Origin of the sequence: Sporosarcina newyorkensis, from assembly GCF_900167515.1 — a bacterium.
In the GTDB taxonomy this organism is placed as follows: domain Bacteria; phylum Bacillota; class Bacilli; order Bacillales_A; family Planococcaceae; genus Sporosarcina; species Sporosarcina newyorkensis.
The window spans coordinates 27,230-53,063 of the sequence record NZ_FUYJ01000010.1; the positions used below are offsets into that span (position 1 = coordinate 27,230).

A 25,834-nucleotide genomic window follows, 5' to 3' on the forward strand; every position below is an offset into this window, starting at 1 on the left:
CCCGTCGCTCCTGTTGGACCCGTCGGACCCGTTGCTCCGGTTGCTCCTGTTGGACCCGTTGGGCCAGTTGGACCTGTTGGCCCCGTTGGACCTGTTGCTCCAGGCGGGCCTGGCGGACCGGTTGGACCAATGTTTCCACTAGGAATAATAGATGTGACTCTGCCCAACTTTGTGTCTAAAAGAAGTTCTTTCTTTATGACAGTAGATAACATTTCTTGTACTGAGTCATTTACAGCATATAAATCTTCAAGTGTAGCCGTTTGACTAAGGCCAGGTATGGTACCTAATGCATACTGAATTTTCTCCCCTTCTGCATTAATAATATGCGCAAGTCCAAGTTCTTCCATTGCTATCGATGCTAAAAGCAAATTGATTACATCGTTTCGATCAATGGTGATATTGGGAGTGATATTGGGAATATTCGGCTGGGACATATCAAAACCCCTTTCTTATTTTGTAGAACGTCATGCAGGAAAACCCTTCATGACGTTCTCTTGCATAGTCTATTCTCTGCAGAAGAAAGAGATTGTACAATTGAACTAGCAAAACAGAATCCACATGTAATTCTGCCTTTTAAAGATAAGAAAAGTCTTCTTGATCACTAAAATGAACTAATACCTCATTAACATTCCTTACGATTCATTAAAAGCTGGAAGAATTAACACAATCAAGTTTGTAACTACCCGATATCCCCTAACATAGGATACATAGCATCGCACCTGATTTTTAAGTGTATTTTAATGTAAAGGAGTGAATACGATATGTCGATGCCGAATATACCAAACATAACACCGAATATTTCACTGGATCGCTGTGAAACGATCGAGCTTTTATTGAATTCAATTGCATTAGAAGAAATCGCCTTATCTCATATTATGAATGCAGAGGCGGAGAAGCTCCAACTTTTTTTAGCGAAGCATTCTCGTTGCTTAGATGATGTTTGGAAAATGAATAATAGCATTAACAAAACTCTGAGAACCATCGTCAAGTCGCAGATGCTGTTACAGTTCAAACTGGAAGATGTATTAGAACTTGACTGTGACAGTTGTAAACCTCGCAGACCTTGCAAACCTAAACCCCAGCAATGTTGTCACAAATGTACGCCAGATTCGGAATGTCATTGTAATTGCTGCCCCGATAAAGAACACGGAAAATGTAAATGTCACTGAAACAGTCATCCTGTTTTGAAAGAGGCGATCATTATGAAATGCTTGGAATCAGGTTCCCAATCTGTTTTTTCAGAAAGCGAATCTCATTTTTTGAATGCAATACCTAAGTATTTTCAATTGCTGATCACTCATTTACGCACTCACGAAGGTTCCACTGAACGGAGTCAATCATTCAATCTAGAAACAACACTCATTTCTTCCTTGTCTTTGATTGAACATGCGCATGCTTATTATTTTCATCGCAAAGTTCTTCTAGGAGGAAATCAGTTTTTTCTAAGTGGCAGTACAGTACAATACGTGATACAACAGTTTCTTCAAGAGCTATGGAGTTGCAATTTTATTCATCTAGAGTGTAAACAGCATTGTGAAGGAATCCTCAATCAAATCCAATCTTACTATGATTGTGATTTCGTGATATTTATCACAAAGGCTCCTTCAGAAAAGACTGCTTGGATATCTGATACGATTTTGGATATTCGTTACTTTAAAGGAGATAGATAGATGGAGAACAATCCAATAATTAGTTTATGTATGATCGTTAAAGACGAGGAAGAGCGAATAGAAACATGTCTAAAAAGTGCGAGCAGCATAGCAGATGAGGTTATCATTGTGGATACTGGATCAACCGATCAGACGATAAAACTATGCCAGCAATTTGAGAATGTGAAAATTCTTCATTACGACTGGGATCAACATTTTGCTAATGCCCGAAACTTCGGCATAGACCACGCGCGCGGCGAATGGATTTTATGGTTGGACGCGGACGAGGAATTGGATGTACCATCTTGGGAAACAGTAAAAGAACAACTAGCACAGCAAGAAGAAGCAACGGTTATCCAATTGCCTGTCTTTAATTATGTCGGTGAACGTTTGCCGATCCAACCTGAACAGGTTTTTATCTATTATCAGCCCAGATTATTTCGAAACTCTAAAGGCTACCAATTTTTAAAGCGTATCCATGAAACCCTCAAATTGCCTACAGATGCCAACATCACATACTTACCGTCCAAAATTCATCATTACGGATATATCACAGAGATTGAAAAGAAGAAAAAGAAAGAAACTCGAAACATTGAATTGTTGCAGATAGATATAGATAAAATGGCAGAGGACCCATGGGTTGCTTACCATTTGGCAAGTGAATATTATCGTAGACAAGAATATACACAAGCATTTCAGTATATAAACCTGTCCATTTATTACTTTTTACAGAAACTGATCAAACCTCCCTCGATTCTCTATCGTTTAAAATATGCTATTTTAATTGAAACAAAAAGCTTGGACGGAGCATGGCCAAGTATCGAAAAAGCCATTGATCTCTATCCAGACTATGTCGATCTCCACTTTTTCAAAGGGTACATTCTCTTTGAAAAAGAAAGATATAAGGAAGCCTTAGAGGCATTCGGTAGATGTCTGGAATTAGGAGATGATCATAAAGAACATCTAATTTGGCAAGGCACCGGCAGCTACCGAGCAATGGAATACAAGGGTAAGTGTCTGAAAAAGATAGACCAAGGATTATACGATAAAGGCGGGAAAATTTGAAAAAAGTACTGTATATCGGGTGGATTGGTTATGAGAACCTAGGTGATGAATTGATGTATGATCTTTTTAAGGAGCATTTCGCTGTACTCGGTGAAGGGTATTCTTTAGATTTTGTGAATGTTGAAATGAGATATTTGCAAAACATTTCACCCTCCGACTATGATTTACTTGTTCTTGGCGGAGGGTCGATTTTAAACGGGCCCAATGCCACCATCTCGCCATATGTTATTGACTTTTTATATAATGCGGTAATGCTGAATAAAAAGGTGATGATGTGGGGCTCGGGAATTGACTGGTTGCCTAAGTCTTCTATCTCTTTATTAGAAAATCCACAGGGGCATTTCCCATTCAATATTCCGGACCTTACAAGGGAAAAATTTCGAACTGTATTCTCTCAAAGTATTTGGGCAGGTGTGAGGGGGCCGCTTTCGAAAGAAGTTTTCGATCGAATTGATCCATCCAATGGAATTGAAATTTCGGGGGATCCTGCATTTTTATTAAACCCAGAAAAAAAGAGGAAGCCAGAGCAAAAGATCATCGGAGTTAACTGGGGAACGAGCTTCAATAATGTTTACGGACAAGATGAGGAAGGCGTGGAAGACCAACTAGCCACAGCTTTACAATCATTAATCGCGCAAGGCTATAAGGTGCATTTGTATATTGTTTGGCAGAAAGATTTGGAGGCATCCATCCGGTTGTATCATAAAATCAATGATAGCGATAACGTAACGATGCCGACATTGTACGATCAGAACGAATTAATGGCACGAATGCAAGATTTTCAATACACCATAAATTTCAAACTGCATGCTAATTATCTTTCACTGGCTGCCCAAGTCCCGTTTATTGCTCTTGGGTATCGGTTTAAAATATATGACTTTATTAAATCTATTGAAGCGGAGTCATTACTAGTCGACATGGATTCCACAACCATAGCAGAGGATTTATTGCAGGCCCATGAACTAATTGTTTCTAACAAAGACATTTTGATGACTAAAATCGAGACACAGCGAAATTTATACGCAAAAAGGTTGCTTGAACCCTTTGCAGCTAAGCTATATTTACACTGATAAACAAATTAGCAGGGTCAAGATGTAAAAACGTCTTGACCCTGCTTTCATGCTATTTCGCGCGGTGTTCTTTAAAAAAACTCTCATTATTCATAATGACAGGATCCTTTGGACGGTATTGCTTTGCAAGAAGATTTTGGTCAATTGCAGCTTGGACATCTCCTGTTTTCCAATAACAAACGCAAAGCTGCAAATGTGGATACCAAGTGGAGAAGCTTTTATTCGTGAATCCCATGTCCGCTTCTGTTTCAATATCCACTGCTGTTTTATACCAAAAAATCGCCTTTTGAAAAAGACCTTTCTCTTTATATATGTCCCCTATTCTGCACGCTGCTTCGGGTCGAGGAATATCGTAGTTCATTGTGCTGACCAAAGCGGCCATCTCCTCTTTAGGCCGTTTTAAAACGCGATAGCAATCTGCCTTATACAAACAGGCACGAATGATATCCTCGACCCATCCTTTTTCCGTTGTCAAAAATTCGGTATACTGTTGGAGCGCTTTCTCGAAGTGACCATGATCCTTCAGTTCGTTTGCAAAATAAAAGAGGTCTCTAGGTGTAAATTCCTCTCCCGCTTCACGCCTTTTTTCATAAATGCGCAAATTCCTGCCCTTAGATTGGTTCTTCTTTTTCTTGTCGGCTTTCCTGTGAGTGACAGAGATATCTGACGCAAGAATATTTCCGCTTATAAGCAGCACTTCATGGACAGGTCCTACCCATTTAAAATCACGCACCCTTTTGACAAGCCTATTTCTTCGGAATGAAAAAGATGGATTTCCATACTCATCAAAGGCCACATGATATAACATTGAGACCACATCAACGCTCGGATCCAAGCTCTCTTTTAAACGAGCCAACTTCTCTCCGTCACTCTTAAGCAATACATCATCCGCATCCATCCATAAAATATATTCCTTTGTAGCTTGTTGAAACGCAAAATTCCTAGCAGCTGAAAAATCATCAATCCACTCAAAATCATAAATTTTGTCTGTAAACTTTCTTGCGATTTCTTTCGTCCTATCGACAGATCCTGTGTCAATAATCACGATTTCCTCACATAAATATGCCACGCTATTCAAACACTGCTCTAACACTTCTTCTTCATCTCTTACGATCATGCATAAACTAATCATATTAGTCTCCTTTTTATTATGTTCTTTCATTATATGTACTATATTAGCAGCAGTGTTGGGTTATTAAACTGAGGAAAATACGTCAAAACAAGTACCGGATCCCTACGCAATTTACAGAACAGACTGGAAGGATGCAACAAATGAAAACACCTTCTTAAAAGACTTCTTCTTTCACTATAACTGTCATTGCGCAGGGGATGTCCATTCTTAATTACACGTCATATAACGCCAATAATCATCACCTAAGACACCTGATAAGTATGCCAGCCCTTCGCTTTCCGACTGACGTATAGTCCACCAATCACCGTCACCAAGCGATAGATAAATCTCATGATGGGGAGCGTCGTTATGATAACCAACCAAATCGATATTTCCTTCACAATCCAGATGACCCTTCACTTCATAATGGATGGGTGGAGAAACTGTCAGTGGATTCCCGACATCATGCACTATCTCAAAATTGATCTCTGACGGCTTCCCTTCCAAACGTTTGATTTCAATATCTTCCAACGATGCATGACCATGACGCTTATAGCTTTTCAAATAATTCATGCCAATAGATGGACCGACAGCCTTCGTAAATTGAAGTGAGCTTTCTTCAATATTGAATTCACCTCGCATATCCACTCGCGTCCGATAACTTTTCCCTTCTGGATCGAAATCCCGGTCATCACCAGCGAAGTATGGCAACGGAGACAAGAGATTAGGATTTTTCAGGATATCTTCTTTTAAAAATGTAGTATAGCGAAACTTCCACCGATCTATTTCTAGCACCTTTTTACGCTTTGCCACCGGTTGCAATAAGTGATCCCGACAATTCACTCGTATTGAAAACGTATAGCTTTCCTCCGTCGGCTTGTTCTCTGAACTAGGCGGCATCACTACTTCAAATGCTTTCGATACGATCGACTTACTGACATTCATTTGCTGATTGCTGTCAATTAGTGGACGAGTACCCAAAACACTATATGTAACCGCCTCGGACATGCTTGATTCTCGATCGATGAAGCGGTTATTCTCTACGGTATCGAGATATATTCCATTACGGTAAATATCGTATTTTTCTACGCCTTTAATTCGCTCCCAAGACAAAGCAATTTGTGACGAAGCCGCAATTGTTGTGATGACCAAACGTTGTAGAGGATGTTCGTCTTCCACCCTGCTCGTTAAAGCAGATGTTTGAATCACTATGACGTCTTCTACTTTTTCGTCTTTTACACGTTCAATCGTATATTGAAATGGGTGTCTTGAATCGAGTTCTCCGTCAGTAAATTCAGCAACAGTCCCTTCATACAACTGCCGTTCATTTTTATAGACCCTATAGTACCCTCCTGTATCACTCCAAACAAACGATAGCTCCCCCAATGAATGCTTCATACTTTGAACTTCGAATAATGGCTCCATTTTTCATCTGCTCCTTTTTATTCATTTCATATCAATCGACTGTTTCATTTCAGACACTTATGCAACATTGGGCATATGTGTTTACCTACTTCTTCTATGTGTTATCTATCATTTTTATACAATTCATTCTGCTCATCCCAGTATCGTTTTATCCTTCTGTAAATATATGCTACAATCAATATGTCTGATTCATATTCACCACTAGGGGAGCCCGGTTTAATGGGCTGAGATGCATTTACCGCAAACCCTTGGAACCTGATCTAGTCATACTAGCGAAGGGAAGTGGGTAGTTATCGTACCCAACAGCCCATTTCGAATGGGCTTTTTGTATATATACCTTTATAGAGAGGAAGAGAAACATGCCGCTTATTCACCAACTTCGCAAGGAACAACCACTGGTTCATTGCATTACGAATATCGTAGTAGCGAATTTTCAAGCGAATGGTCTATTAGCTATCGGAGCCTCTCCTGTAATGGCTGATGCAATAGAAGAAGCAAAGGATATCGCAAAAGTTGCCGATTGTAGCATTCTGAATATCGGGACGTTGAAGCAACAAACAGTAGATGCAATGATTTTGTCAGGCAACAGTGCCCGCGCAGCGGGAAAACCTGTTGTGCTGGACCCGGTCGGTGCAGGCGCGACTCCCTTCCGAAAAGCTTGTGTACTGCAAATCTTAGATGAAGTGGATGTTACTCTGCTTCGATGTAATGTCGGAGAATTGGCTGCTATCGCAGACATCCCCTGGAATGCAAAAGGCGTAGATGCAGGAGAAGGACAAGCCGACGTAGAGGGAATCGCAAAAATCGTTGCCTTGAAATATGCATGCTTAGTGGCTGTATCTGGAGAAATTGATATCGTTACTGACGGCCATTCCACGTTATCCATTACTGGGGGACACCCTATGATGACGAATATTACGGGTACAGGTTGTTTACTCAGTTCCGTAGTAGGAGCATTCTTATCAATCGGGAGCGAACGTCCTTTAGAAGCAGCAGCGGCGGCACTCGCATTTTATAAACGTGCAGGCGAAGAAGCGGCCAAAGTTTCTCATGGGCCAGGTGATTTTGCTATGAACTTTTTGAATGCATTATATACATTGGATCGCAAAACCAAAACGTACTTAGTATAACTACGAGTAAGGGGGTTTTTTCATTGACAGTAAAAGTAGCATTGACTATTGCCGGTTCAGACAGCGGTGGCGGTGCTGGAATCCAAGCCGATCTAAAAACGTTTCAAGAGCTCGGTGTATTTGGCACATCCGCACTTACTGCCATTACCGCCCAAAACACACAAGGCGTTCATGGTGTTTATCCAGTACCAGTAGAAGGCGTAGTAGCTCAAGTACGTGCTGTACTGGATGATTTTGAAGTGAAAGCCTGTAAAACAGGTATGCTATTTTCTACAGAAATTATAATGGCTATTGCTTCTTTATTGGAAGAATACCCGCCGATTCCTCTCGTGATTGATCCTGTCATGATTGCCAAAGGTGGTCAATCATTATTACTGCAAGAAGCGGTCCAAGCGATGAAGGAAAATTTAATCCCAATTGCCACTATTATTACGCCCAACATTCCGGAAGCCGAAGTACTAACAGGCATGAAGATTGTAACGGATGAGGATATTCAAGAAGCGGCGCAAATCATCATCGAGCTAGGTGCAAGAGCCGTCATTATGAAGGGCGGCCACCGCAACGATGTGCTCGAAGCAAAAGATTATTACGCTGATTGTGAAGGTCAATCTTTCACCATGACAACGCCTTGGGTACAAACAAAAGATACCCATGGTACAGGCTGTACGTTTGCAGCTGCTTTAACCGGTTTTATCGCAAAAGGCTATTCCTTGTCAGATGCCGTTGCAGAAGCAAAACAATTTATCCAAGCTGCGATCGAAGACAGTCTACGCATTGGTTCTGGGCATGGACCGACGAACCACTGGGCATATAATCGTTTAAAGAAGGAGATGCACTAATGCGGAATGCAGAAGTGAGAAAAGCTTTGAGTCTTTATTTTGTGATGGGTACCCCAAATACTGCAACGAATGGGGAGCAAGAAACGCTGGACATCTTAGAGGCAGCTCTTCGTGGGGGTATTACTTGCTTCCAGTTGCGCGAAAAAGGCGAGAATGCTTTGAAAGGAGAGGCATTGGTCGGTTTCGCGAAAAAATGTCAGGTATTATGTCGTCAGTTCCATATTCCTTTTATCATTAATGATGATGTGGATCTTGCCTTGGCCATTAATGCAGACGGCGTCCACGTTGGCCAAGACGACGAGCAAGCTGGCATTGTCCGAACGCGAATCGGTCCAAGTAAATGGCTAGGTGTCTCTACCCATAACGCAGAAGAAGTACAGCTTGCTCAAGCAATCGGTGCTGACTATGTAGGCATTGGTCCGATCTATCCGACAGCGACCAAACTAGATGCCTCTGCTGTCGTTGGCCCTGCGCTTATTAAGGAAATCCATACAGCTTTTCCTGATATGCCGATTGTAGGGATCGGGGGTATTTCTTTGGCGAACTTCGGTCCCGCTTTGCATGCAGGCGCGGATGGCATCGCAGTGATTTCTTCTATCGCATCTGCTGAAAACCCTTCAGCAGCAACGCAAACCTTTTCTGAATCAATACGAGCCATTAAAAATTAAATTTTATATATCTTTTGCACCCAAAAGAGCTATGGAGAATTTTTCTCCATAGCTCTTTTATCGACATACCGAGAAACATTTGTCGATTTCCCGGGAAATTAAACGAATAATTACTTCTTCGCTTGCTCGTAGTAGCTCTTCATTTCCTCTTCCAGTACCATGTTTCCACCCGTAGACCATACAAGGTGTGTAGCTTTCGGAGAATTTGCTGAAGAGATATCCGACTGTATAGTTTGTATAGGACCTGTCATCCCTGCGAGTGCAGATGGTTCTAGCCAAATATCTTCACTGTCTGCTAACTCTTTTAATAATTTGAACAAAGTACGATCTTCTACTGTATAGCAGCCTGCTAAGAAAGGTTCCACTGTTTTTCCGACAAAAGCTGAGGCTGTTCCAACTGCTAATCCATCAGCCGCTGTTTTATTATCCAAGCCAAAATCAGCAACTGAAATTTGATCGTGTAATCCTGTCATCATGCCAATCATCATACACGGAGAATGGGTTGGCTCTGCAAACAGGCAATGTACATGATCTCCAAATGCAAGTTTCAATCCGAATGCGACACCGCCAGGTCCACCGCCTACTCCACAAGGTAAGTAAACAAAAAGAGGATGCTCCCCGTCGACCCTAATATTTTGTTCTTTCAGCTGGACGGCTACACGCTCACCTGCAACCGCGTATCCCATGAAAAGATCCGTTGAGTTTTCATCATCTACAAAGTGACATGTTGGATCTGCTTCCGCTTGGCGTCGGCCTTCTTCCACAGCTTTGCTGTAATCATCTTCATATTCTACGACATGGACACCTTTAGAACGCAATAAATCTTTTTTCCACGGCTTTGCGTCTGCTGACATATGCACCGTGACGTCAAAACCGAGTTTCGCACTCATGATGCCAATACTGAGTCCCAAATTCCCTGTCGATCCAACAGCGATTTTATGGTTTGCAAACAACTGACGAAATGCCGGTTCATCGAATTGACTATAGTCTTCTTCAGCATTTAGCAATTGATGTTCAATTGCTAATGTTTCCGCATGCTTCAGGACTTCATAAATACCGCCTCTAGCCTTTATAGAACCCGAAATAGGTAAGGCGTTATCTTGTTTTAATAATAGCTGACCCGGAATGTCGATTGCATAAGATTGTTCAAGTACGTGCTTCATATTAGGAATAGGAGTTAATGGCGATTCAATAATGCCCTGATTTGCAGCGGTATCTGGAAACACCCTTTCCAAGTAAGGAGCGAATCTTGCCAACCTTAGACGTGCATCTTCCACATCTTCTTTTGAAAGCTTTGTATGATTAAGAGCTGTCTTAATAGGTTCTACTAATGGGTTGCGCCATAAGATTTCCTTCTTCTCCATTACTTGTTCCAATAAAGGCTGCTTAGCCAGCCATTCACTTTGTGCAAGATTCTTCATTCCATCATTCGCTCCTTTTAGTAATTATTTGAACCAACCCTTTTCTTGAAACATCGAGATGGCTTCAATACGATTTCGCACGCCTAATTTATCCAATATAGTCGATATATAATTGCGAACAGTGCCAGGGGACAAAAACAATTCTCCTGCTATCTGTTTCGTTGTTTTTCCTTCGGATACCAGTTTCAACACTTGACATTCACGTTCTGTCAATGGATTTTTTTCATCATCTTTCATGTCAAAAGCCAGATCGATTAATTCGGGAGCATAAATTCTACGCCCTTTGATGATAGAATGAATCGACTTCACAAGCTCTTCAATGGGATTATCCTTCAGCAAATACCCTCTGACACCCGCATTTCGTGCCCGCTCAAAATATCCCGTTCTTGCAAACGTCGTCAATATGATGATCTGACACTCTTCATCTTGCAGCTCTTCTGCAGCGTCTAAGCCTGTCTTGATCGGCATTTCAATATCCATGATGCAAATATCAGGTTGTAGCTCTTTAACCAAGTCCACTGCTTCTTGACCATTTTTGGCCATTCCGACTACATCCATATCTTCTTCTAAATTGAGTAACGACCCTAATGCACCGAGCATCATCCCTTGATCTTCTGCTATTACAATGCGGATCATAATCTATCACCCTTCCTTTATTTGTTTTAAGACAGCTGGAACAGTGATCATAACCTGTGTCCCTTCCCGACTAGTTATAGACAAACTGCCATTTACAAATTCCAGACGTTCTTCCATACCATCGAGACCGTTCCCCGGAAGATTTACGCCATTTTGTGCTATCCCAATTCCATTATCCTTTACACTAATCGTAAACTCTTTTTCCGTTCGCTCAAAAACGATGCAACAATATTTCGCATAGCTATGTTTGACGACATTATTAATCGCTTCTTTTAAGCACATAACCAATACATTTTCCACAATGGGCGACATGTCTGGAAAGTTCGGATCTCCTTCCAGTTCGAGTTCGATTTCTGCCGCTTTCAATAATTGCCTGACACGGACTAGCTCATCTTTCAACTTTACACGGCGCATACCGCTAACTAGTACACGGACTTCTTTTAAAGCAGTGCTGGAGATTTGTCGAATATCGTGAATTTCTGTTGCAGCAGCTTTAGTGTCTCGTTCCATCAAACGTACAGCCAGGTCACTTTTCAATCCGATCATGGACAGTTTCTGGCCAAGCGTATCATGAAGATCCCTTGCAATTCGCTCACGTTCTTGGACAATAGTCAACTCTGAAATACGTTGTCTTGCTACTTCGAGCTGATCTTGCAGTCGATCGCGTTTCTGACGATTGTATAAATTAAAAGGCAGTAACACGACACCGATTACTGAGATAATAATAAAATGGATTTGCGGAAGAAATAGATCAATCTCGATGAAAAAACCTGCCACGATTGCACCGATTAAAATGGCAATATGTAGACCGTAAATAATGAAAAACCCAACAGTATTGCGGATATTCCCAATGAAAAATGCAATGAAAATCGATAAATATACATAACCGAACAATAAAGTCATCAGTACCGTAATTACGATTTCAAAGCTTATCCACATATACATGAGACCGCTCTTAGATTTCACGGAAAAATAGTAGGAGAGGAAAAAGAATACTAACAGCGTCACCCCGATCGTTAAATCCACGGGTGAAGCGCTTCTTAAAATATAGAAGAAAGGTAGTATACAAAATACAACCCATGCATAAATGCTGAGCCATGGGCTTTTCGGAAAAATACTATACCAGCTGCGCATAGGGTCTCATCGCCGTCCTTTTCATTTCATTGTAACAAATATTTCTGTTCTTCGCCCATTGCACCTGTTTTCTCCAAATCCGTGACATTGGCTGCAGGCTTAGATCAACAGGATGTTGATCATGCAGGCGCTGGCACAGCATGTAGTGGCCTTAGCCTGAGTTCCCCGTTCAGCAAACGTTTGAACACCGGCTGATTAAAGATAAAAAAGGCGGAGAAGGAAATCCTTCTCTCGCCAATTCACTCAAGTCGCGTGCGTTTCGGTTTTAGATCAATCGCTAACTTGTTTTTTGTTATAGATTGTTTTGCTTCTTTAAATGTAATGAATGTTTTATTAGCTGGATCGTACAAACGGTAGCGTAATGACTCCAAGCTAGTTTTCAATGTGATCGTAGTTGCATTATGCAATGGCGGTGTCAATTCATGCGCCATTTCAAGGTTGTAATTTGGTACACGTGGAGCTAAATGATGCACGTGGTGGAAACCAATGTTCCCCGTCGCCCATTGTAGAACACGTGGCAATTGATAATAAGAACTACCTTCTACAGCAGCTTTTACATAGTCCCAGTCAGATTCCTCTTCAAAATAAGAATCTTCGAATGTGTGCTGAATGTAGAACAGCCAAATCCCAAGCATAGCAGCCGTGAACATCATCACTCCTTGAATCAACAGAAATGCCTGCCAGCCAATGAGCCAAATCAATCCGCTGTACACCAACACAAGAATTACATTAATCAGATACGTGTTTATACGCTCTTTCTTACGCGCATCTTTGCGATTAAAACGACCTGCGATCAAAACTAAATACAATGGTCCTAATCCAAACAATACAAGAGGATTACGATAGAAACGATAGCCAAGACGTTCCCATTTAGAAGCTTGTGCATATTCTTCCACTGTCATTACCCAAATATCGCCTACTCCGCGTTTGTCCAAGTTCGAACTAGTCGCGTGGTGGATAGAGTGCTCTCTTTTCCACTTTTCATAAGGAAATAATGTCAGGACGCCAGTGATTGTTCCAACAATATTATTCGCTTTTTTATTGCGGAAGAATGAACCGTGCGTACAGTCATGAAAGATAATAAACGTGCGGACTACGAAGAATGCAGCCACGATTGAGACGGCGATTGCCAAAACAACAGAAACTTTCAAGCTTTGATATGCCAAGAACCATAAAATAAAAACAGGTGGTATCGTGTTCAGCAACTGAATAGTACTTTTCTTCAAGTCAGATTTCGCGAAAGGCGCGACATCTTTATGCAACTGCTTCGTTTTCTCTTTACTCATGTTTTGTTTTCCCTCCTAATGGGATTGCTAGTGACTTAAGAATAACTTTTATCGGCAAGGAGGGGTAGACATATATGTCATGACTTTGAGATGACAAATGTCATATCGAATTTTGATAAAATCCTAATCTAAAAAGCGTACTCCTTTGTGGAGTACGCGTCCTACTTCTTTTTATCCGCCCATCAAGCATAATGCTCTTGGATCGCCTGGGTAATAGCAGGTTCTCGGATAGAATAATGGGTTGCCTGCCAAACTACATTTCCATTCTTCATCAAAAATAGTTGTGGTGATTCGTGGCGAATTTGCATATCCCGCTCGATTTCCCGAGATAGCGGCTTACTTTTTTGGACGATCAGATAATACTTGGGCAAATCTGTTTCAACACGCTGAAATGCGTCAAATGCAGCTAAACTGATTGGACAGGTAGAACTATGCTTCATTAACAGGATAGGTACTTCATTGGATTGATCAAGAAGATCATCCCATTGTTCTGTCGTAAAGATTTCATGCATATGGCAACACTCCTTTTTACTAGTATACCTCATCTCACTTCCACGGAAAAAGTGATTGAGCTCACAAATTCCGACCTATCACTGTACATTTTTTTTGCAATCCTTCACAATATAGTTACTATAGAAAGGATGTTATGGAACGTGTGTGACCTCTCACTTCGCCTATTGCTCACTTGGATTGCCAGTTTGATTTTGATGGGTTTATTTGTTTTTGTCTCTGCTGCTATTCACTTACATACGATCACTAGTTTTGATGAAGTGATTATCGCTTTCGTGCAAGGCTCTGAAGTTCCCTGGCTGACGGCCACGATGAAGGCTTTCACAACCATTGGCTCTACCGGCATCGTCGCACTCATCTCCTTCGCTAGTTTGGCGATCCTACTATGGAAGCGTCACCGCGCACAAGCTGTTTTACTAGTCGCGGTTATTGGCGGTACAGGAATTCTGAATCAAGTCCTGAAGTTCATCTTTAAACGAGAACGTCCAGAATTCCATCGTTTGATCGATATTGGGGGATACAGCTTTCCGAGCGGTCATACGATGATGGCATTTAGCTTGTATACCATCATCGCTTATATTGTTTGGCGCAACCTGCGGACTTCCTGGAGCCGTGCAGCAATTATCACAGCCGCTGCATTGATGATTATGATGATTGCGGTTAGCCGAATCTATTTAGGCGTACATTTCCCTAGTGATATTGTCGGGGGTATACTGGCAAGCGCTGTCTGGGTAATAGCTTCGATTGCCGTTTATCAACGTTTCCAACGTAAAATGCTAAGCGCTTGGAAAGAGTCCGGGGTTAATTGAATTTTGTTATAAAAGGAATGACTGTATATGTGGAAAGAGTTTAAAGAATTTGCGTTTAAAGGAAATATTTTTGATTTAGCTATAGGCGTTGTTATTGGAGCTGCTTTCAGTACGATCGTATCTTCACTTGTCGATAACATCATTGGACCGATTATCGGTATATTATCGGGTGGTCTAGATTTCTCAGGATTGAGCTTCGAATATAAAGACGCAGAGATCATGTATGGACTGTTCATTCAATCAATTATCAATTTCATGATCGTGGCGGCTTCACTCTTCTTATTCCTTCGGTTGCTCATCAAACTGAAAATAAAAAAAGAAGAACCTGTCGAGGAAGAGCCTGAAGAAAAGCCGTTAGACATTAAGGAAGAATTACTGACCGAAATTCGAGATCTATTGAAAGAGCAAAGATAAAAGAAGATGTGTAGAAGGCGGTCAATCCGCCCCTGCACCCCCACCTCCGTCACCTCCGCCTCCGCCAGAGTATACACCGCCTCCATCGTATGACGTTCCACCCGAACTGTCTGCTTGCACTTTTAGTGACGGTCCCCAATTAGAATATACAAATTGCAGCGGATCTTCAGGCAACATGAATAACGTTGCCAACGCTGTTGTCGCCGTTCCTACACCTGCTAATTGAGGCAGTTTCTTTTTAGAAGGTTTAAGCAAATAGGCTCGAATCAAAAATTGTTGCTGTTCTTCCTCTGACAATCCTTCAGGCATGCCATATTTCATCTGCCTGCGAAACTTATTCATGCTCATCTTTGCATAGAGTGCTGTCTTGGAACTAAGTATAGTCTTTGGAATTAAGTAAAATGCGATAAATGCCACTATAATAAAAATACTTAAAGCCGTTACTAACTCTCCATACTCTATAGAATTAACTAAAAATAACAACACGACGAAATAGATAATCGACGGCCATTTTTGGATCTTTTCTTTGATGCTATAGAGGGCTATGAAGAAGAAAATTGCCGGTAACACTAGGTTCCAACCCCACTCTTCATCACCTGTTACATAAAAAGCCCCAGCCGCTACAAAGCCAGTAACGATTAAAATTGAAAGCTTTAAAAGGTATGAAAGCCGTTTGGACAATGTTCCCGAATCCACTAGTAACTCCTTAACTTCTTCATGCCATTTTCCATGTTCTACTTCAAATGCATGCTGTTTTCTCAAAGCTGCTTTGGATTCCTTACCTTCCGCAATATCGTGCAAATGAAACTGTCTTTGTGATTTCCGTATCTTAAATAACCACGTCACTAGTGTACGTTCAAACTCTGATAGTCCGCTTCTTCCCTTTAACAAATGAAATTGCAGCGACTTTGGAGGCGAGCCCGGATGGTCTAGAAAACGGTCAGCACTGTCCGCCAACTCTACATCGACCTCCCCTTTATCGACTAATGAAAACAAACCCGCCAAGAAACTGCTTCTAAACCAACTGCCGGAATGGTCTACAAAGCTGAGGTATAAAGGATCTGTCTTCATCACATAGTCGACACTTCCAAAATATCCACGGCCAGGTGAACGCATCCAGATGAAAAAAGCTGCGAACAGCCCGAGAAGGACACTTAAAACTAGGGCAATCTTTTCGAGGTTCGGAATCTGCGCAGCCTTCCAAGCCTCATGCTCTGCCTTTTGTTGTTCTTCTGCCATTACTTCTTCCAATGGAATTGGTGCCTCACCTTTATTCTGAGCTGTCATTATAGATGAAGGAAACAGCATTCGTGTCGCTGTCAGGGTATTTGCTTTAGATACAGGCGTGTAAAACTGAATTCCATTTTCATGAACAACTGGCTCTTCTCCGTTAGAGGCCTGTAAATAGCCATGAAGATTTTGTTCACTTACGCCTTCCGGCAAAATAAAGGAAATCTGCAATTGTTTCATATCAATATTATGATTTGAACCCTTTTCGAAAAGGGTTAATTGCAGATCACTGTATGTATCATATGAAACTACCGCATTTTTCATGTAATAAATATACATTACTTGAATCGTTCCATCTGTTTGTGCTATTTTCGTTACCCAATTTTCTTTGTTTAATGAAACAGGAAGTCTGTGCATCTTACTTTCATCGACAAAGCCCACTTCCGCATGACCGTCTTGTACTTCAAATGCTTTGAATCCTGAAATTTGCTGTCGATGCTCAGCTGGAAAAGCTCGTGTCAGCTTTGTAAAATCTCCGTCAAATGAATAGGTGAATAATTCATTCACCAGCATCGTGCCGTCGCGATCAATCCATCCTCGGATCTGAACTTCATCTATCGAGTACGACTTCGCTGCTACCGAACCAATCGGCAGCCCTACAACTAATAAAAATACGCATACTGCGAAAATTCTCTTCATAACAACCCCTCCGCCACCAGTCTGTTGAATTGCTTACGAACCAAGTCATGCAACAGTTTCATCCACTGGTAAAGTTAGGAGTTAAGGGGGTAGTATATGCGGAAACAACTGTCTATTTTCCCACGGAAATGATCTATGCCTACAGTCGCACAGCCGACACAGTTGTCCGGTGAACGCCATTGCAACGCACCTGCCTAGGTGATACAATAAAAGGCAGGATACTGATTAAAGGAGTGAATATTCATGTGGTTCATCTACATCATGTATGCGTTGTTCGCATTTATTCTCGGTGGAACAGTACTCGGCCTAGTTCGTACATTCAGTAGCGATAACTAAAACAAACAGCAGTGAATGAATTGGTAGTTACCATTTCATCTCCTGCTGTTTTTTGTTTATGCCCGAAAAAGAGAAACTAACCAAGAAGTCGCATCCATTCCATACACGTCGCGAATCTCGTCGATTTCCTTATGAGCCAGAATCCGTCCTTCCTTTAACACAATTAGCTCATCCAGCAGCGGTTCCACTTCTTTAATCTCATGCGTGGACATCAATACGGTTTGCCGTTCGGTATCTGTAAAGCGAATGAGACCTTTCGAGATATCTTCGCGAACCATCGGATCCAAGCCCGAAAATGGTTCATCCAATAAATAATAATCCACTTCCCGACCGAGTGTAACTGCAATTTTGACACGTCCCCGGTTTCCCTTCGACAGCGTACTGATTTTGACATCCAACGAAACTTTCAGAAAGTCTGCAATCTCTTTCGCCTTCTTTAGTTGAAAGTCTTCAAACTGCGAATCATAAAATTCAAATAACTGGCCCACTGTGAAATATGGATAAAACAAATCGGTATCTGGCATATAAGCAATTTTCGCTGCAACTCTTCTTGTAATCGTCTTTCCATCTAATGCAACCACTCCTGCATTGGGTGACAGTAAACCTGCCATCAACTTGAGCACGGTCGTTTTCCCGCTTCCATTTTCACCAACTAAGCCGATGATTTTCCCTTTTGGCAACGCAAGCGTCACTCCGTTTAGTGCGTGCTTAAAACCATAACGCTTTGAGACAGTTTGCAATTCAATCATCATTCCCACCTCTTTTCGACAGATAGTTGACCATTTCATTCGTCGTAAATCCGAGAGCCTCTACATTTTGGATAAATGACTGCACGAGCTGCTCCTTCATCTCTTCACGAAGCTCCTCAATCCGCTCTTTATTCTCTGTCACGAATGATCCCTGCCCCCTTCTTGTCTCCGTAATCTCCATTTGTTCCAATTCTTTATACACGCGCTGCATCGTATTGGCATTGACACCGACTGCAACAGCATATTCTCGAACAGATGGCAGTTTCTCTCCAGCTGCGAGTGCCCCACGAATGATGTCACCGATAATATGATCGATGAGCTGCTGGTAAATGGGTTTATCCGGAAGAAACTTCATGCTCATCTTCACAACCTCACTTTCTTCTCAAACAACCTCGATCCAGCAGCCACTAATAAATAGCTGAGAACCAAGTAAAACAACAGACTTCCTATGGAAAATACGATTCCGTTCGGCACAAATCCTGTAAAAAAATAACTTGTTTGTTCATTATAAAAAGATTCATTCGTTAATCTCAGCGGCACTAATGTACGAAGCCAGTTAAAGAAGTTGTTTATCCTGAGGACTTCCCATAAAATACTTGCAACCACGAAGAGAAACCCTGTAATTGGTACAGCAAAGAAACTTGTTCGGCACCGCAACACTTGATATACGCTCCAGAAGAAAAACCCGATAGTCATAACGAAAATCAATTTCAATGAAATTGCCAGTAAAATGCTAACCAATGCCAAAAACCCTTGCCAAGCGGAGGAAACGGTCCAATCTTCTAAGAAATAAAGTGTAACTCCTAGCAATGCTCCTCCGAAAAACAATGTAACAATTGATGTACAGGCAGCGAACAGCGACTTTGCTCCGACTAACTGCAACATAGATCTTGGAGAATGCAGCCACATTTCCAGGCTTTTCATTTCCTTCGTCAAACTTACGGACAAAATCCCAGCACCCATAAAGGTATAGAAAGCAAACCAGGTTCCACCTAGCACATATGTGTTTTCATACAATTTACCTGGAATGCCTACGAGGTTGCTGATTAATGAAGGTACCACTAAAATTACCAACACGTTCAGCAAAACAACCCATACCACCGTCCACTTCAACAAAATCCATTCTTTCTTGAACAATCCGCGCCATGTAGAATCCATTCTCATAACCTCACCTTCTTTTCAAATAGCCAAGCGGAGGAAACAAAGAGAAACGCTAGGAATCCGACTACTACAAAGATCTGCCCTGCATATAGCGCCATAGTACTTTGAGCAAAATAAAAATTTCCTACTGAGATATTTCTCGAGTCAGTATAAGTGGAAAATTGACCAAGATGAACAATCTTTTGATACAACTTGGATTCCAGTGCTGTCTGAAATAGCCACATCAAAATGAATAGAACAATCAGCCAGATGAAGAAAGCTCCCCGGCGAACATATGACTTGATCACTCGGTAGACAACTGCAAGAAATAAGCCAATCAGCATTAAACCGACTGCTCCTAAGAAAACCGAAGAGATGAAGGTATACATCATTCCGATAAACTTTGCCACCCCTACTTCTGTAATAGAAGCGTCAAAAATAGAGGCATATAGAGCAAGAGTAACGCCTGGGACAATCATGCTGACGAACCCAATGACTGAGGCAAACACCGTTTTACATCCAAACAATTGGTAGATGGTTTGAGGGGAATGCAGCCACACATCCGGTCGGTTCCATTCTATCCATAAGCTATTCAGCAATAAAGACACTGGGACGCACACAACGATTAATGTCATCATCATCAACGAAATACCGAGCATAAATGAAACCACTAATTTGCCTTCAACTAAAAATGACAATGCGGATGACGAAACAATGATCAACAAAATGGCTATAACCGTCGTTGCGGAAAGCCAACCTCTCATCATCTGCCATTCCTTTTTCCATAACCCTTTCCAAGTCTTCATATTCTAATCATCCCCCTTCGCTCTAGTGTGTTAGTTACATAGTACACTATACGAAAAGAAGTAACAAGCGGTTACAAATTAAAAACGCAAGGATGGACAGTAAAACTGTTCCTTCCTTGCGTTATTTTAATGTTTCATCAAACGTCGTTGCTGCCGCAATTCCCTTCTAGCCGGCGCTGAGTCGAAAAGACGCTTTTCGGCTTCTGTTTCCGGATAAATCGGCGCTACCGATATAGGTCGGTTCGTCTCGTCCACCGCCACCATCGTACAGAATGATTCGGTAGTTAATCTCACTTCTCCTGTCACCAAGTTCTTGGAATGGACCGATACGAACACTTCCATTGACGTGTTACCGACAGAAGTGACGATCGCTTCCAATTCAATCATATCTCCCAGCAATGCCGGCGATACAAAATCGACTGAATCGATCGACGCCGTTACAGCTGCTCTCGTACCCGCATGTTTCATCGCAGCAATCGCAGCAATTTCATCAATATGGGCAAGCACTTTCCCTCCGAAAATGGACTGAATGTGATTCGTATCAGGCGGTAATACTAGCTTACTTTGAATGGTCCTTGATTGACCCATTGATTTTGGTTCAGACATTTTGACAGCTCCCTTATGTATTCCTTTTATTAGTATACCGAAAAAAGGCTGTACTTCTCTATTAAAGAATTGATTCAATAAGAATTTCTAGGCTCTTCAGAACATATAGAAACGAACACAAAAAACCGAACGCGCTACTGAGTTCGGTTTTTCCTATATTCAAAAAGAACACTACACGCCTCGACAACTCACTTGCACACTCTGCGTACACGGCATAATTTATCGGCATAAATAGATGAAGCCAGTTGAATCTGCTCTACTGACTTTCCAGTTGACGGTGCATGAAGCATTTGTCCATTCCCAGCATACATGCCAACATGGCTCACAATGGCATCTTCATCTTCTCTGAAAAACAACAGATCGCCTTGCCGCCATTCGGTCTGATTCAGCGAAACAGGTATCCCTGTCTTCTCCTGGTCAGATGCATCTCGCGGCAATAGGACTCCGCACGCCTTCCAAAGATTAAAGATGAAGCCTGAGCAATCAAAACCCCACGCTGACATGCCACCCCATAAATAGGGCAGTCCTAAAAACTGTTTGCCTACAGTCAAAGGTTTACCGCAAGATAATTCTTCAATCGGCTTGAACCGCTTCACATCTGTATTGCTGATCAGCTTCCAACCATGCGGTGTCCATATATGCGTCCTGCCGTCTTGCTGCTTGCCGCAAGGGAAAATCGTATTGAACGATACACGCAAAAAAGGGTCTCCCGACTCCTCCAGCACCCAAGCTTTGCGAGCAGACACGCGTACAAATTCTTCAGTGTGTACTTTTTTGGCTGCTGATAATTGTACAAGCGGCACCCAGCCAGGATAGCCGCGCGGATCTTTGCGAGACGGCTGTCGGCAAGCGATTACTTTCGCCCAATCCCCCACCACTTCATCAATTATCACCGACTCGCCATATAAAATCTGTGTTTGAATCTGCCCCTTATCACTTAAAGCTAAACGCTCTTCAAACGATAACTGCGCCAACCACTTTTCCAACTGTACCGGGTAATTCAACGCAGGGAGATCCACGAGCCTAGGTGAATTCGGATCCGACCAAACCGTTGCTGCACTCACCGCGCACACCCACCGCTCATTCACAGGCATGTTCCTTCATCCACTGCCCCATCCGATTCGAGTCAAAACCTAATCCAGGTCCGCTGCCCAATTCAATGGCGGAACCATTGTATTGAAGACCGCCACTTTCAAAACCCTTCGACAATAAAAGCGGTGCATCTAAATCAACTCGTGTAATATTCGACTGACTCGCTGCAAAATGAGCAGCTGCTGTCACTCCTACAGCCGTCTCCATCATACTGCCCATCATGCATTCGATCCCAAATGCTTGAGCCAACGCATTGATCTTCAAGGCTTCGTGGATTCCCCCCGACTTCATCAATTTGATATTCAGAACATCGACTGCACGTATCTCCAGCAATCGTCTAGCATCAACAGTTGAAAATAGTGATTCGTCCGCCATGATGGATGTCTGTGTCTGCCGCGTCACTTCCTTCAACCCTTCGATATCATATGCAGCAACCGGCTGTTCGACCAATTCAATATCCATCCCGTCGTCTTCCAACTGCTGAATCATCCGGATGGCTTCTTTCGGTTTCCAACCTTGATTGGCATCGAGACGAATGACCACATCTGCCCCAACTTTCCTGCGTATCTCCCGAACTCGCTTTCTGTCCTCCTGAAGACTTCCTGTACCGATTTTCACTTTCAATGTAGTGAAGCCTTTTGCTAAATGCTTTGCTGCCTCATGCGCCATTTCAATCGGCGTCCCAACACTGACGGTCAAATCGGTCGACAAGCTCTCGCGATATCCCCCTAACAATTGAACCAAGGGCAATTTGCATAGTTTTCCAAATAAATCATGAATCGCCAAATCAACCCCCGCTTTGGCGCTCGGATTGCCTACGAGTGCTCGATTCATGCGTTCAAATAAAATCTCGCGCTTTGTCACATCCTGCCCGATCAGCTCCGGCGCCAACACTCTTTCAACAGCATAGCGAATACTGCCAATTGAATCGCCAGTTATGACATGCGTCGGTACAGCTTCTCCCCAGCCGATCAACCCATTTTCTGCGGTCAATTTGACGATTACGGACTGCACCGTATGCACCGTCCGTAATGCTGTTACGAACGGTTTCTGAAGCGATGATTGCACCAAAAATGTTTCTACGGTGCGAATTTTCATTCATTCCACTCCCGGTAAGATAGTCAGCGTCTTTTCCTCCGCATTTAAACGTCCCTTTACACCGAGCGGGATTGCGATATTCGGTTCGCAATGCCCGATCTTAAATCCTTTAACAACCGGCTTGCCAAGCCCATCGAAGTAATGAGCGAACACTTCATCCAGCGACAGAGTTTTCTCTGGATTGGAAGGTTGTGCTTTCGCAAAATCCCCAATGATGATGCCCGCTGCTTCGCGGAGCTTTCCTGCCAAACGTAATTGATTTAACAAACGATCTACTTTATACGGCTCTTCTCCGATATCTTCAATGAAAAGCAATTTTTGGTTAGTTTTAATCTCAAACTCACTGCCGAGGCTGTTCGCAAGCTGTGTCAAATTACCACCGACTACCTCTCCTTCTGCTATTCCTCCACTCAGTGATTCTAGCGGTGAAATTTCTTCCGTGTAATGAACTTCCACAGGTTCAAATAGCTGTCCGAACATTTTCCCCGACAGTTCATGAAATTCATCCTTCGCAACACAGGAAGCGAGCATCGGACCATGAAAGGTCACAAGTCCGGAACCTTGTCGGATCACTGTATGTAAATAAGTAATATCACTGAATCCCCAAAACATCTTCGGATGCTCATGAATTAATTCCATATCGATTTGATCCGCGTAACGAGCCGAACCATACCCTCCACCCGCGCAAAAAATCCCTTTCACTTCAGGATTGCTGAACATATTATGCAAGTCGGCAAGACGCTCTTCATCAGAGCCTGCCAAATAGCCATTTACTTCGTATATAGACTTGCCCAATACATAGCGAAGTCCCAGCTGCCTGAGAAATGAAAACGATCGCTCTACATCTTCGCGCGCAACCGGGCTGGCCGGCGCCACAATCCCTATCAAATCACCTTTTACTAAACGCTTTGGACGAATCATCCTATTCATCACCCTTTCTACGTCCTACTCTATCATATTCAGAACAGGACAGAGATAATACCACAAAACGACGGTATGATACGTGGGGGATATGAGCGCAGGTGGGATGTTTAGGAGCGCGAGCAGAAGTATTATGATCGCTAAGGAAGATGGTATGAGCGAGTATGGATGAATTATGAGCGCCTGCACAGATATATGATCGCGTCTCAGGAGTTTATGATCGCCGGCCAAAAAAATTTATTACGCCGACACACCCCACTTCCACACATGACGATTTTCCGAATTTGCATCGATCGAATAATTCACCACTCGCGTATTCACGCCGATCAACTCATAACGGTACAATGTTGGCACCAGTGGGACGTCCTCCACCATCAACGCCTGCCATTCCTTATAAATTTCTCGTCGTTTCTCCGTATCAAACGCCTGTTTAGATGTGCCCGCTTCTAGCAGTGCATCATTCCTTTCGCTCGTATACCGAGAATAATTGAACAGCGCTTTGCGACCGTATAAACCGGACGGATCTGGATCGGAACCTGTGCCCCATGCTCCCTGGAAGATATCCACTTTCGGATCATCTGATTTTACTAGCTCATAAAACGCATTGAAATCGTGCAAACGGCCGTCCGTCAACTCTACTTTCAATCCGACATCCGCCCAGTTTTGTATATAGTACTTCGCGATCGGCTCAGCGACATCGCCTCCTGCCATTGATGCGAAGTGAAGAATGAATGGCTTGCCGGCAGGATCTTCACGAAAGCCATCTCCGTTCTTATCGATATACCCTGCTTCATCCAGCAAGGCCCTCGCCTTTTCAGGATCATACGGACGTCCGAGATTTTTTGCGTCATGATACGATTCAAATCCAGGTACGATGAGTGTCGTGGCAGGAAAGCGCAGATGATGATATAAATAGGTGCCGACTGACTCGTTATCCATAGCATGCCACATTGCTTGACGCACCAATTTATTGGCCAGTTTCGACTTTGGATCCATCCGGTTCTCTTTCTTTTCATCATCCCACTTGCCTATTTTGAATCCAATATAGCTATAAGCCAGATCCAAGTCACCGAGCAACTCGATATTGTCCAACTTCTTCACCGTTTCATATTGATCGGCAGGGACTTTCGCCAAATCTACGTCCCCTTTTTTAAGCGACTCCACAACAATGGCTTCGTTCACTGTTTTCAATACCACGGATTGCAGCTGAGGTCGGCCTCTCCAATAGTCCTCGTTTCGTTCCAAGAGCACCGATTCACCCGGCACGATTTTCACTATAATATAAGGACCGAACCCGATCGGTGTGATACGAATTTTCTCAGACGACTCCAGCTCCTCCATCGTCAACTCGCCCGCCGTCACATCTCCTACGTGATGCCGCGGAACTGGAACGGACCAGAATCCCGTCATAATGGAAGGAGATGCAGTTTTGAATGTCACGCTAATCGTCCGTTCATCATGTACTTGAATTCCCGAAATTTTCTTCGTTCGCCCAGCATGATAGTCATCCATACCTTCGATGTTTTCGACTGTGAACGTATAGCGCTCTCCTGCATAATCGGGATGACCTAGCAATTCATAGGCATACAGTAAATCACTTGCCAAAACCGGCTCACCATCATGCCAATAAACTCCCTCTTTAATGCGGAGCGTAATCGTTCGTTTATCATCAGACAACTCATACGTCGCTGCTCCATCATTCGTAATCTCAAAATCACTGTCAGTGGAAAGTAAAGCTTCATCAAACCAATTCATAATTTCCGCGTCAAATGAACCGCTGTAAAAAGGCCGGCTTAGTGTACCTTCAAAAGGGTCTGAACTGACCAATGCAACAATCATCTCTCCATCCTCTATCGGCTTATCTTGATTGGATACTTCCAATGGAAATACAGGCGGTTCGGTTTCTCCTTGAACACGTGATTGTGCCTCCGAACAGCCCGCTACCACAAATATTAGCAAGATGAGCATCCACTTTTTCTGCAAGCCATTC

At 42.7% G+C, this 25,834-nt stretch carries 26 protein-coding genes and 1 riboswitch; of the genes, 8 read left to right on the top strand and 18 right to left on the bottom strand.

The window, feature by feature from the left end; translation table 11 throughout:
* On the bottom strand, nt 1-434 hold a 434-nt coding region (locus tag B5D59_RS18060; protein WP_483881315.1), incomplete at its 3' end, for an alpha-helical endospore appendage domain-containing protein.
* A gap of 333 nt (nt 435-767) precedes the next feature.
* Between B5D59_RS18060 and B5D59_RS18750 the strand changes: the two genes are divergently transcribed.
* From B5D59_RS18750 to B5D59_RS15930, 3 genes are all read left to right on the top strand, one after another.
* Entirely contained in the window at nt 768-1,169 is a 402-nt protein-coding gene (locus B5D59_RS18750; protein WP_483881316.1) for an alpha-helical endospore appendage domain-containing protein, read from the top strand.
* Nucleotides 1,170-1,670: 501 nt separating this feature from the next.
* Nucleotides 1,671-2,714 (top strand): glycosyltransferase family 2 protein, encoded by a 1,044-nt coding sequence (locus tag B5D59_RS15925; RefSeq protein WP_245799550.1) that lies wholly within the window; start codon nt 1,671-1,673, stop codon nt 2,712-2,714.
* Nucleotides 2,711-3,784 (top strand): polysaccharide pyruvyl transferase family protein, encoded by a 1,074-nt coding sequence (locus tag B5D59_RS15930; RefSeq protein ID WP_078818642.1) that lies wholly within the window; start codon nt 2,711-2,713, stop codon nt 3,782-3,784. The genes B5D59_RS15925 and B5D59_RS15930 overlap by 4 nt, the downstream gene beginning before the upstream one ends.
* Before the next feature lie 52 nt (nt 3,785-3,836).
* On the opposite strand, the gene B5D59_RS15935 is transcribed toward B5D59_RS15930, so the two are convergent.
* Nucleotides 3,837-4,916, bottom strand: a complete 1,080-nt coding sequence (locus B5D59_RS15935; RefSeq protein WP_245799551.1) for a glycosyltransferase family 2 protein — start codon at nt 4,914-4,916, stop codon at nt 3,837-3,839.
* Nucleotides 4,917-5,123: 207 nt separating this feature from the next.
* The gene (locus tag B5D59_RS15940; RefSeq protein ID WP_078818643.1) at nt 5,124-6,320 is read right to left on the bottom strand and encodes a DUF3238 domain-containing protein; all 1,197 of its coding nucleotides are present in this window, start codon (nt 6,318-6,320) and stop codon (nt 5,124-5,126) included.
* A gap of 193 nt (nt 6,321-6,513) precedes the next feature.
* A riboswitch (TPP riboswitch) is annotated at nt 6,514-6,618 on the top strand.
* Nucleotides 6,619-6,679: 61 nt separating this feature from the next.
* Between B5D59_RS15940 and thiM the strand changes: the two genes are divergently transcribed.
* From thiM to thiE, 3 genes are read left to right on the top strand one after another with little or no spacing between them, the layout of a single operon-like run.
* Complete coding sequence (thiM, locus tag B5D59_RS15945; RefSeq protein ID WP_078818644.1) at nt 6,680-7,450, top strand: hydroxyethylthiazole kinase; 771 nt, start codon at nt 6,680-6,682, stop codon at nt 7,448-7,450.
* A gap of 23 nt (nt 7,451-7,473) precedes the next feature.
* Nucleotides 7,474-8,289: a bifunctional hydroxymethylpyrimidine kinase/phosphomethylpyrimidine kinase gene (gene thiD / locus B5D59_RS15950; RefSeq protein WP_078818645.1), complete on the top strand. Its 816-nt coding sequence runs from the start codon at nt 7,474-7,476 to the stop codon at nt 8,287-8,289.
* On the top strand, nt 8,289-8,957 hold the full coding sequence (thiE, locus tag B5D59_RS15955) for a thiamine phosphate synthase (RefSeq protein ID WP_078818646.1): 669 nt from the start codon (nt 8,289-8,291) through the stop codon (nt 8,955-8,957). Before thiD ends, thiE begins: the two co-directional genes overlap by 1 nt.
* Nucleotides 8,958-9,067: 110 nt before the next feature.
* Here the strand turns inward: thiE and B5D59_RS15960 are convergent, their stop codons facing one another.
* The 5 genes from B5D59_RS15960 to ytxJ form a co-directional block, all read right to left on the bottom strand.
* Complete coding sequence (locus B5D59_RS15960) at nt 9,068-10,378, bottom strand: D-serine ammonia-lyase (protein WP_078818647.1); 1,311 nt, start codon at nt 10,376-10,378, stop codon at nt 9,068-9,070.
* A gap of 24 nt (nt 10,379-10,402) precedes the next feature.
* Nucleotides 10,403-11,014, bottom strand: coding sequence for a response regulator transcription factor (locus B5D59_RS15965; protein ID WP_078818648.1), 612 nt, complete (start codon nt 11,012-11,014; stop codon nt 10,403-10,405).
* Nucleotides 11,015-11,020: 6 nt separating this feature from the next.
* Nucleotides 11,021-12,148: a sensor histidine kinase gene (locus tag B5D59_RS15970; protein ID WP_078818649.1), complete on the bottom strand. Its 1,128-nt coding sequence runs from the start codon at nt 12,146-12,148 to the stop codon at nt 11,021-11,023.
* 239 nt (nt 12,149-12,387) lie between these two features.
* Nucleotides 12,388-13,434 (bottom strand): Delta(5) desaturase DesA, encoded by a 1,047-nt coding sequence (gene desA / locus B5D59_RS15975; RefSeq protein WP_078818650.1) that lies wholly within the window; start codon nt 13,432-13,434, stop codon nt 12,388-12,390.
* A 182-nt stretch (nt 13,435-13,616) separates the two neighbouring features.
* Nucleotides 13,617-13,946: a bacillithiol system redox-active protein YtxJ gene (gene ytxJ / locus B5D59_RS15980; protein ID WP_078818651.1), complete on the bottom strand. Its 330-nt coding sequence runs from the start codon at nt 13,944-13,946 to the stop codon at nt 13,617-13,619.
* A 141-nt stretch (nt 13,947-14,087) separates the two neighbouring features.
* Between ytxJ and B5D59_RS15985 the strand changes: the two genes are divergently transcribed.
* Both B5D59_RS15985 and mscL read left to right on the top strand, forming a co-directional pair.
* Entirely contained in the window at nt 14,088-14,753 is a 666-nt protein-coding gene (locus B5D59_RS15985) for a phosphatase PAP2 family protein (protein ID WP_176132614.1), read from the top strand.
* A gap of 27 nt (nt 14,754-14,780) precedes the next feature.
* Nucleotides 14,781-15,167 carry a large conductance mechanosensitive channel protein MscL gene (mscL, locus tag B5D59_RS15990; RefSeq protein WP_078818653.1) on the top strand — a complete coding sequence of 129 codons (387 nt, stop codon included), beginning with the start codon at nt 14,781-14,783 and terminating at the stop codon, nt 15,165-15,167.
* A gap of 21 nt (nt 15,168-15,188) precedes the next feature.
* Here the strand turns inward: mscL and B5D59_RS15995 are convergent, their stop codons facing one another.
* The 10 genes from B5D59_RS15995 to opp4A form a co-directional block, all read right to left on the bottom strand.
* Nucleotides 15,189-17,096, bottom strand: a complete 1,908-nt coding sequence (locus B5D59_RS15995; RefSeq protein WP_078818654.1) for a DUF2207 domain-containing protein — start codon at nt 17,094-17,096, stop codon at nt 15,189-15,191.
* A 392-nt stretch (nt 17,097-17,488) separates the two neighbouring features.
* Nucleotides 17,489-18,181, bottom strand: a complete 693-nt coding sequence (locus B5D59_RS16000) for an ABC transporter ATP-binding protein (protein ID WP_078818655.1) — start codon at nt 18,179-18,181, stop codon at nt 17,489-17,491.
* Nucleotides 18,174-18,542 carry a GntR family transcriptional regulator gene (locus B5D59_RS16005; RefSeq protein WP_040759947.1) on the bottom strand — a complete coding sequence of 123 codons (369 nt, stop codon included), beginning with the start codon at nt 18,540-18,542 and terminating at the stop codon, nt 18,174-18,176. Before B5D59_RS16005 ends, B5D59_RS16000 begins: the two co-directional genes overlap by 8 nt.
* Nucleotides 18,543-18,544: 2 nt before the next feature.
* Nucleotides 18,545-19,339, bottom strand: a complete 795-nt coding sequence (locus tag B5D59_RS16010) for a hypothetical protein (RefSeq protein WP_139366036.1) — start codon at nt 19,337-19,339, stop codon at nt 18,545-18,547.
* Nucleotides 19,340-19,341: 2 nt separating this feature from the next.
* Nucleotides 19,342-20,127, bottom strand: a complete 786-nt coding sequence (locus B5D59_RS16015; protein ID WP_078818657.1) for a hypothetical protein — start codon at nt 20,125-20,127, stop codon at nt 19,342-19,344.
* Between the two features lie 126 nt (nt 20,128-20,253).
* Nucleotides 20,254-20,733 (bottom strand): acyl-CoA thioesterase, encoded by a 480-nt coding sequence (locus B5D59_RS16020; RefSeq protein WP_078818658.1) that lies wholly within the window; start codon nt 20,731-20,733, stop codon nt 20,254-20,256.
* Nucleotides 20,734-20,921: 188 nt separating this feature from the next.
* Nucleotides 20,922-21,827 carry a C40 family peptidase gene (locus tag B5D59_RS16025; protein WP_078818659.1) on the bottom strand — a complete coding sequence of 302 codons (906 nt, stop codon included), beginning with the start codon at nt 21,825-21,827 and terminating at the stop codon, nt 20,922-20,924.
* Nucleotides 21,814-22,923: a mandelate racemase/muconate lactonizing enzyme family protein gene (locus tag B5D59_RS16030; protein WP_078818660.1), complete on the bottom strand. Its 1,110-nt coding sequence runs from the start codon at nt 22,921-22,923 to the stop codon at nt 21,814-21,816. Before B5D59_RS16030 ends, B5D59_RS16025 begins: the two co-directional genes overlap by 14 nt.
* Nucleotides 22,924-23,853 carry a S66 peptidase family protein gene (locus B5D59_RS16035; RefSeq protein WP_078818706.1) on the bottom strand — a complete coding sequence of 310 codons (930 nt, stop codon included), beginning with the start codon at nt 23,851-23,853 and terminating at the stop codon, nt 22,924-22,926. It abuts the gene before it with no gap.
* A gap of 231 nt (nt 23,854-24,084) precedes the next feature.
* Entirely contained in the window at nt 24,085-25,827 is a 1,743-nt protein-coding gene (gene opp4A / locus B5D59_RS16040) for an oligopeptide ABC transporter substrate-binding protein (RefSeq protein WP_078818661.1), read from the bottom strand.
* Nucleotides 25,828-25,834 lie beyond the last annotated feature (7 nt).

What these genes read in the sequence shown, in the direction of transcription:
- B5D59_RS18750 (WP_483881316.1), top strand. Translation starts at nt 768, where the DNA reads ATGCCGAATATACCAAACATAACACCGAATATTTCACTGGATCGCTGT.
- B5D59_RS15925 (WP_245799550.1), top strand. Translation starts at nt 1,671, where the DNA reads ATGGAGAACAATCCAATAATTAGTTTATGTATGATCGTTAAAGACGAG.
- B5D59_RS15935 (WP_245799551.1), bottom strand. Translation starts at nt 4,916, where the DNA reads ATGATTAGTTTATGCATGATCGTAAGAGATGAAGAAGAAGTGTTAGAG.
- B5D59_RS15940 (WP_078818643.1), bottom strand. Translation starts at nt 6,320, where the DNA reads ATGGAGCCATTATTCGAAGTTCAAAGTATGAAGCATTCATTGGGGGAG.
- thiM (WP_078818644.1), top strand. Translation starts at nt 6,680, where the DNA reads ATGCCGCTTATTCACCAACTTCGCAAGGAACAACCACTGGTTCATTGC.
- thiE (WP_078818646.1), top strand. Translation starts at nt 8,289, where the DNA reads ATGCGGAATGCAGAAGTGAGAAAAGCTTTGAGTCTTTATTTTGTGATG.
- B5D59_RS15960 (WP_078818647.1), bottom strand. Translation starts at nt 10,378, where the DNA reads ATGAAGAATCTTGCACAAAGTGAATGGCTGGCTAAGCAGCCTTTATTG.
- B5D59_RS15965 (WP_078818648.1), bottom strand. Translation starts at nt 11,014, where the DNA reads ATGATCCGCATTGTAATAGCAGAAGATCAAGGGATGATGCTCGGTGCA.
- B5D59_RS15970 (WP_078818649.1), bottom strand. Translation starts at nt 12,148, where the DNA reads ATGCGCAGCTGGTATAGTATTTTTCCGAAAAGCCCATGGCTCAGCATT.
- desA (WP_078818650.1), bottom strand. Translation starts at nt 13,434, where the DNA reads ATGAGTAAAGAGAAAACGAAGCAGTTGCATAAAGATGTCGCGCCTTTC.
- ytxJ (WP_078818651.1), bottom strand. Translation starts at nt 13,946, where the DNA reads ATGCATGAAATCTTTACGACAGAACAATGGGATGATCTTCTTGATCAA.
- mscL (WP_078818653.1), top strand. Translation starts at nt 14,781, where the DNA reads ATGTGGAAAGAGTTTAAAGAATTTGCGTTTAAAGGAAATATTTTTGAT.
- B5D59_RS15995 (WP_078818654.1), bottom strand. Translation starts at nt 17,096, where the DNA reads ATGAAGAGAATTTTCGCAGTATGCGTATTTTTATTAGTTGTAGGGCTG.
- B5D59_RS16000 (WP_078818655.1), bottom strand. Translation starts at nt 18,181, where the DNA reads ATGATTGAATTGCAAACTGTCTCAAAGCGTTATGGTTTTAAGCACGCA.
- B5D59_RS16005 (WP_040759947.1), bottom strand. Translation starts at nt 18,542, where the DNA reads ATGAGCATGAAGTTTCTTCCGGATAAACCCATTTACCAGCAGCTCATC.
- B5D59_RS16010 (WP_139366036.1), bottom strand. Translation starts at nt 19,339, where the DNA reads ATGGATTCTACATGGCGCGGATTGTTCAAGAAAGAATGGATTTTGTTG.
- B5D59_RS16015 (WP_078818657.1), bottom strand. Translation starts at nt 20,127, where the DNA reads ATGAAGACTTGGAAAGGGTTATGGAAAAAGGAATGGCAGATGATGAGA.
- B5D59_RS16020 (WP_078818658.1), bottom strand. Translation starts at nt 20,733, where the DNA reads ATGTCTGAACCAAAATCAATGGGTCAATCAAGGACCATTCAAAGTAAG.
- B5D59_RS16025 (WP_078818659.1), bottom strand. Translation starts at nt 21,827, where the DNA reads ATGCCTGTGAATGAGCGGTGGGTGTGCGCGGTGAGTGCAGCAACGGTT.
- B5D59_RS16030 (WP_078818660.1), bottom strand. Translation starts at nt 22,923, where the DNA reads ATGAAAATTCGCACCGTAGAAACATTTTTGGTGCAATCATCGCTTCAG.
- B5D59_RS16035 (WP_078818706.1), bottom strand. Translation starts at nt 23,853, where the DNA reads ATGAATAGGATGATTCGTCCAAAGCGTTTAGTAAAAGGTGATTTGATA.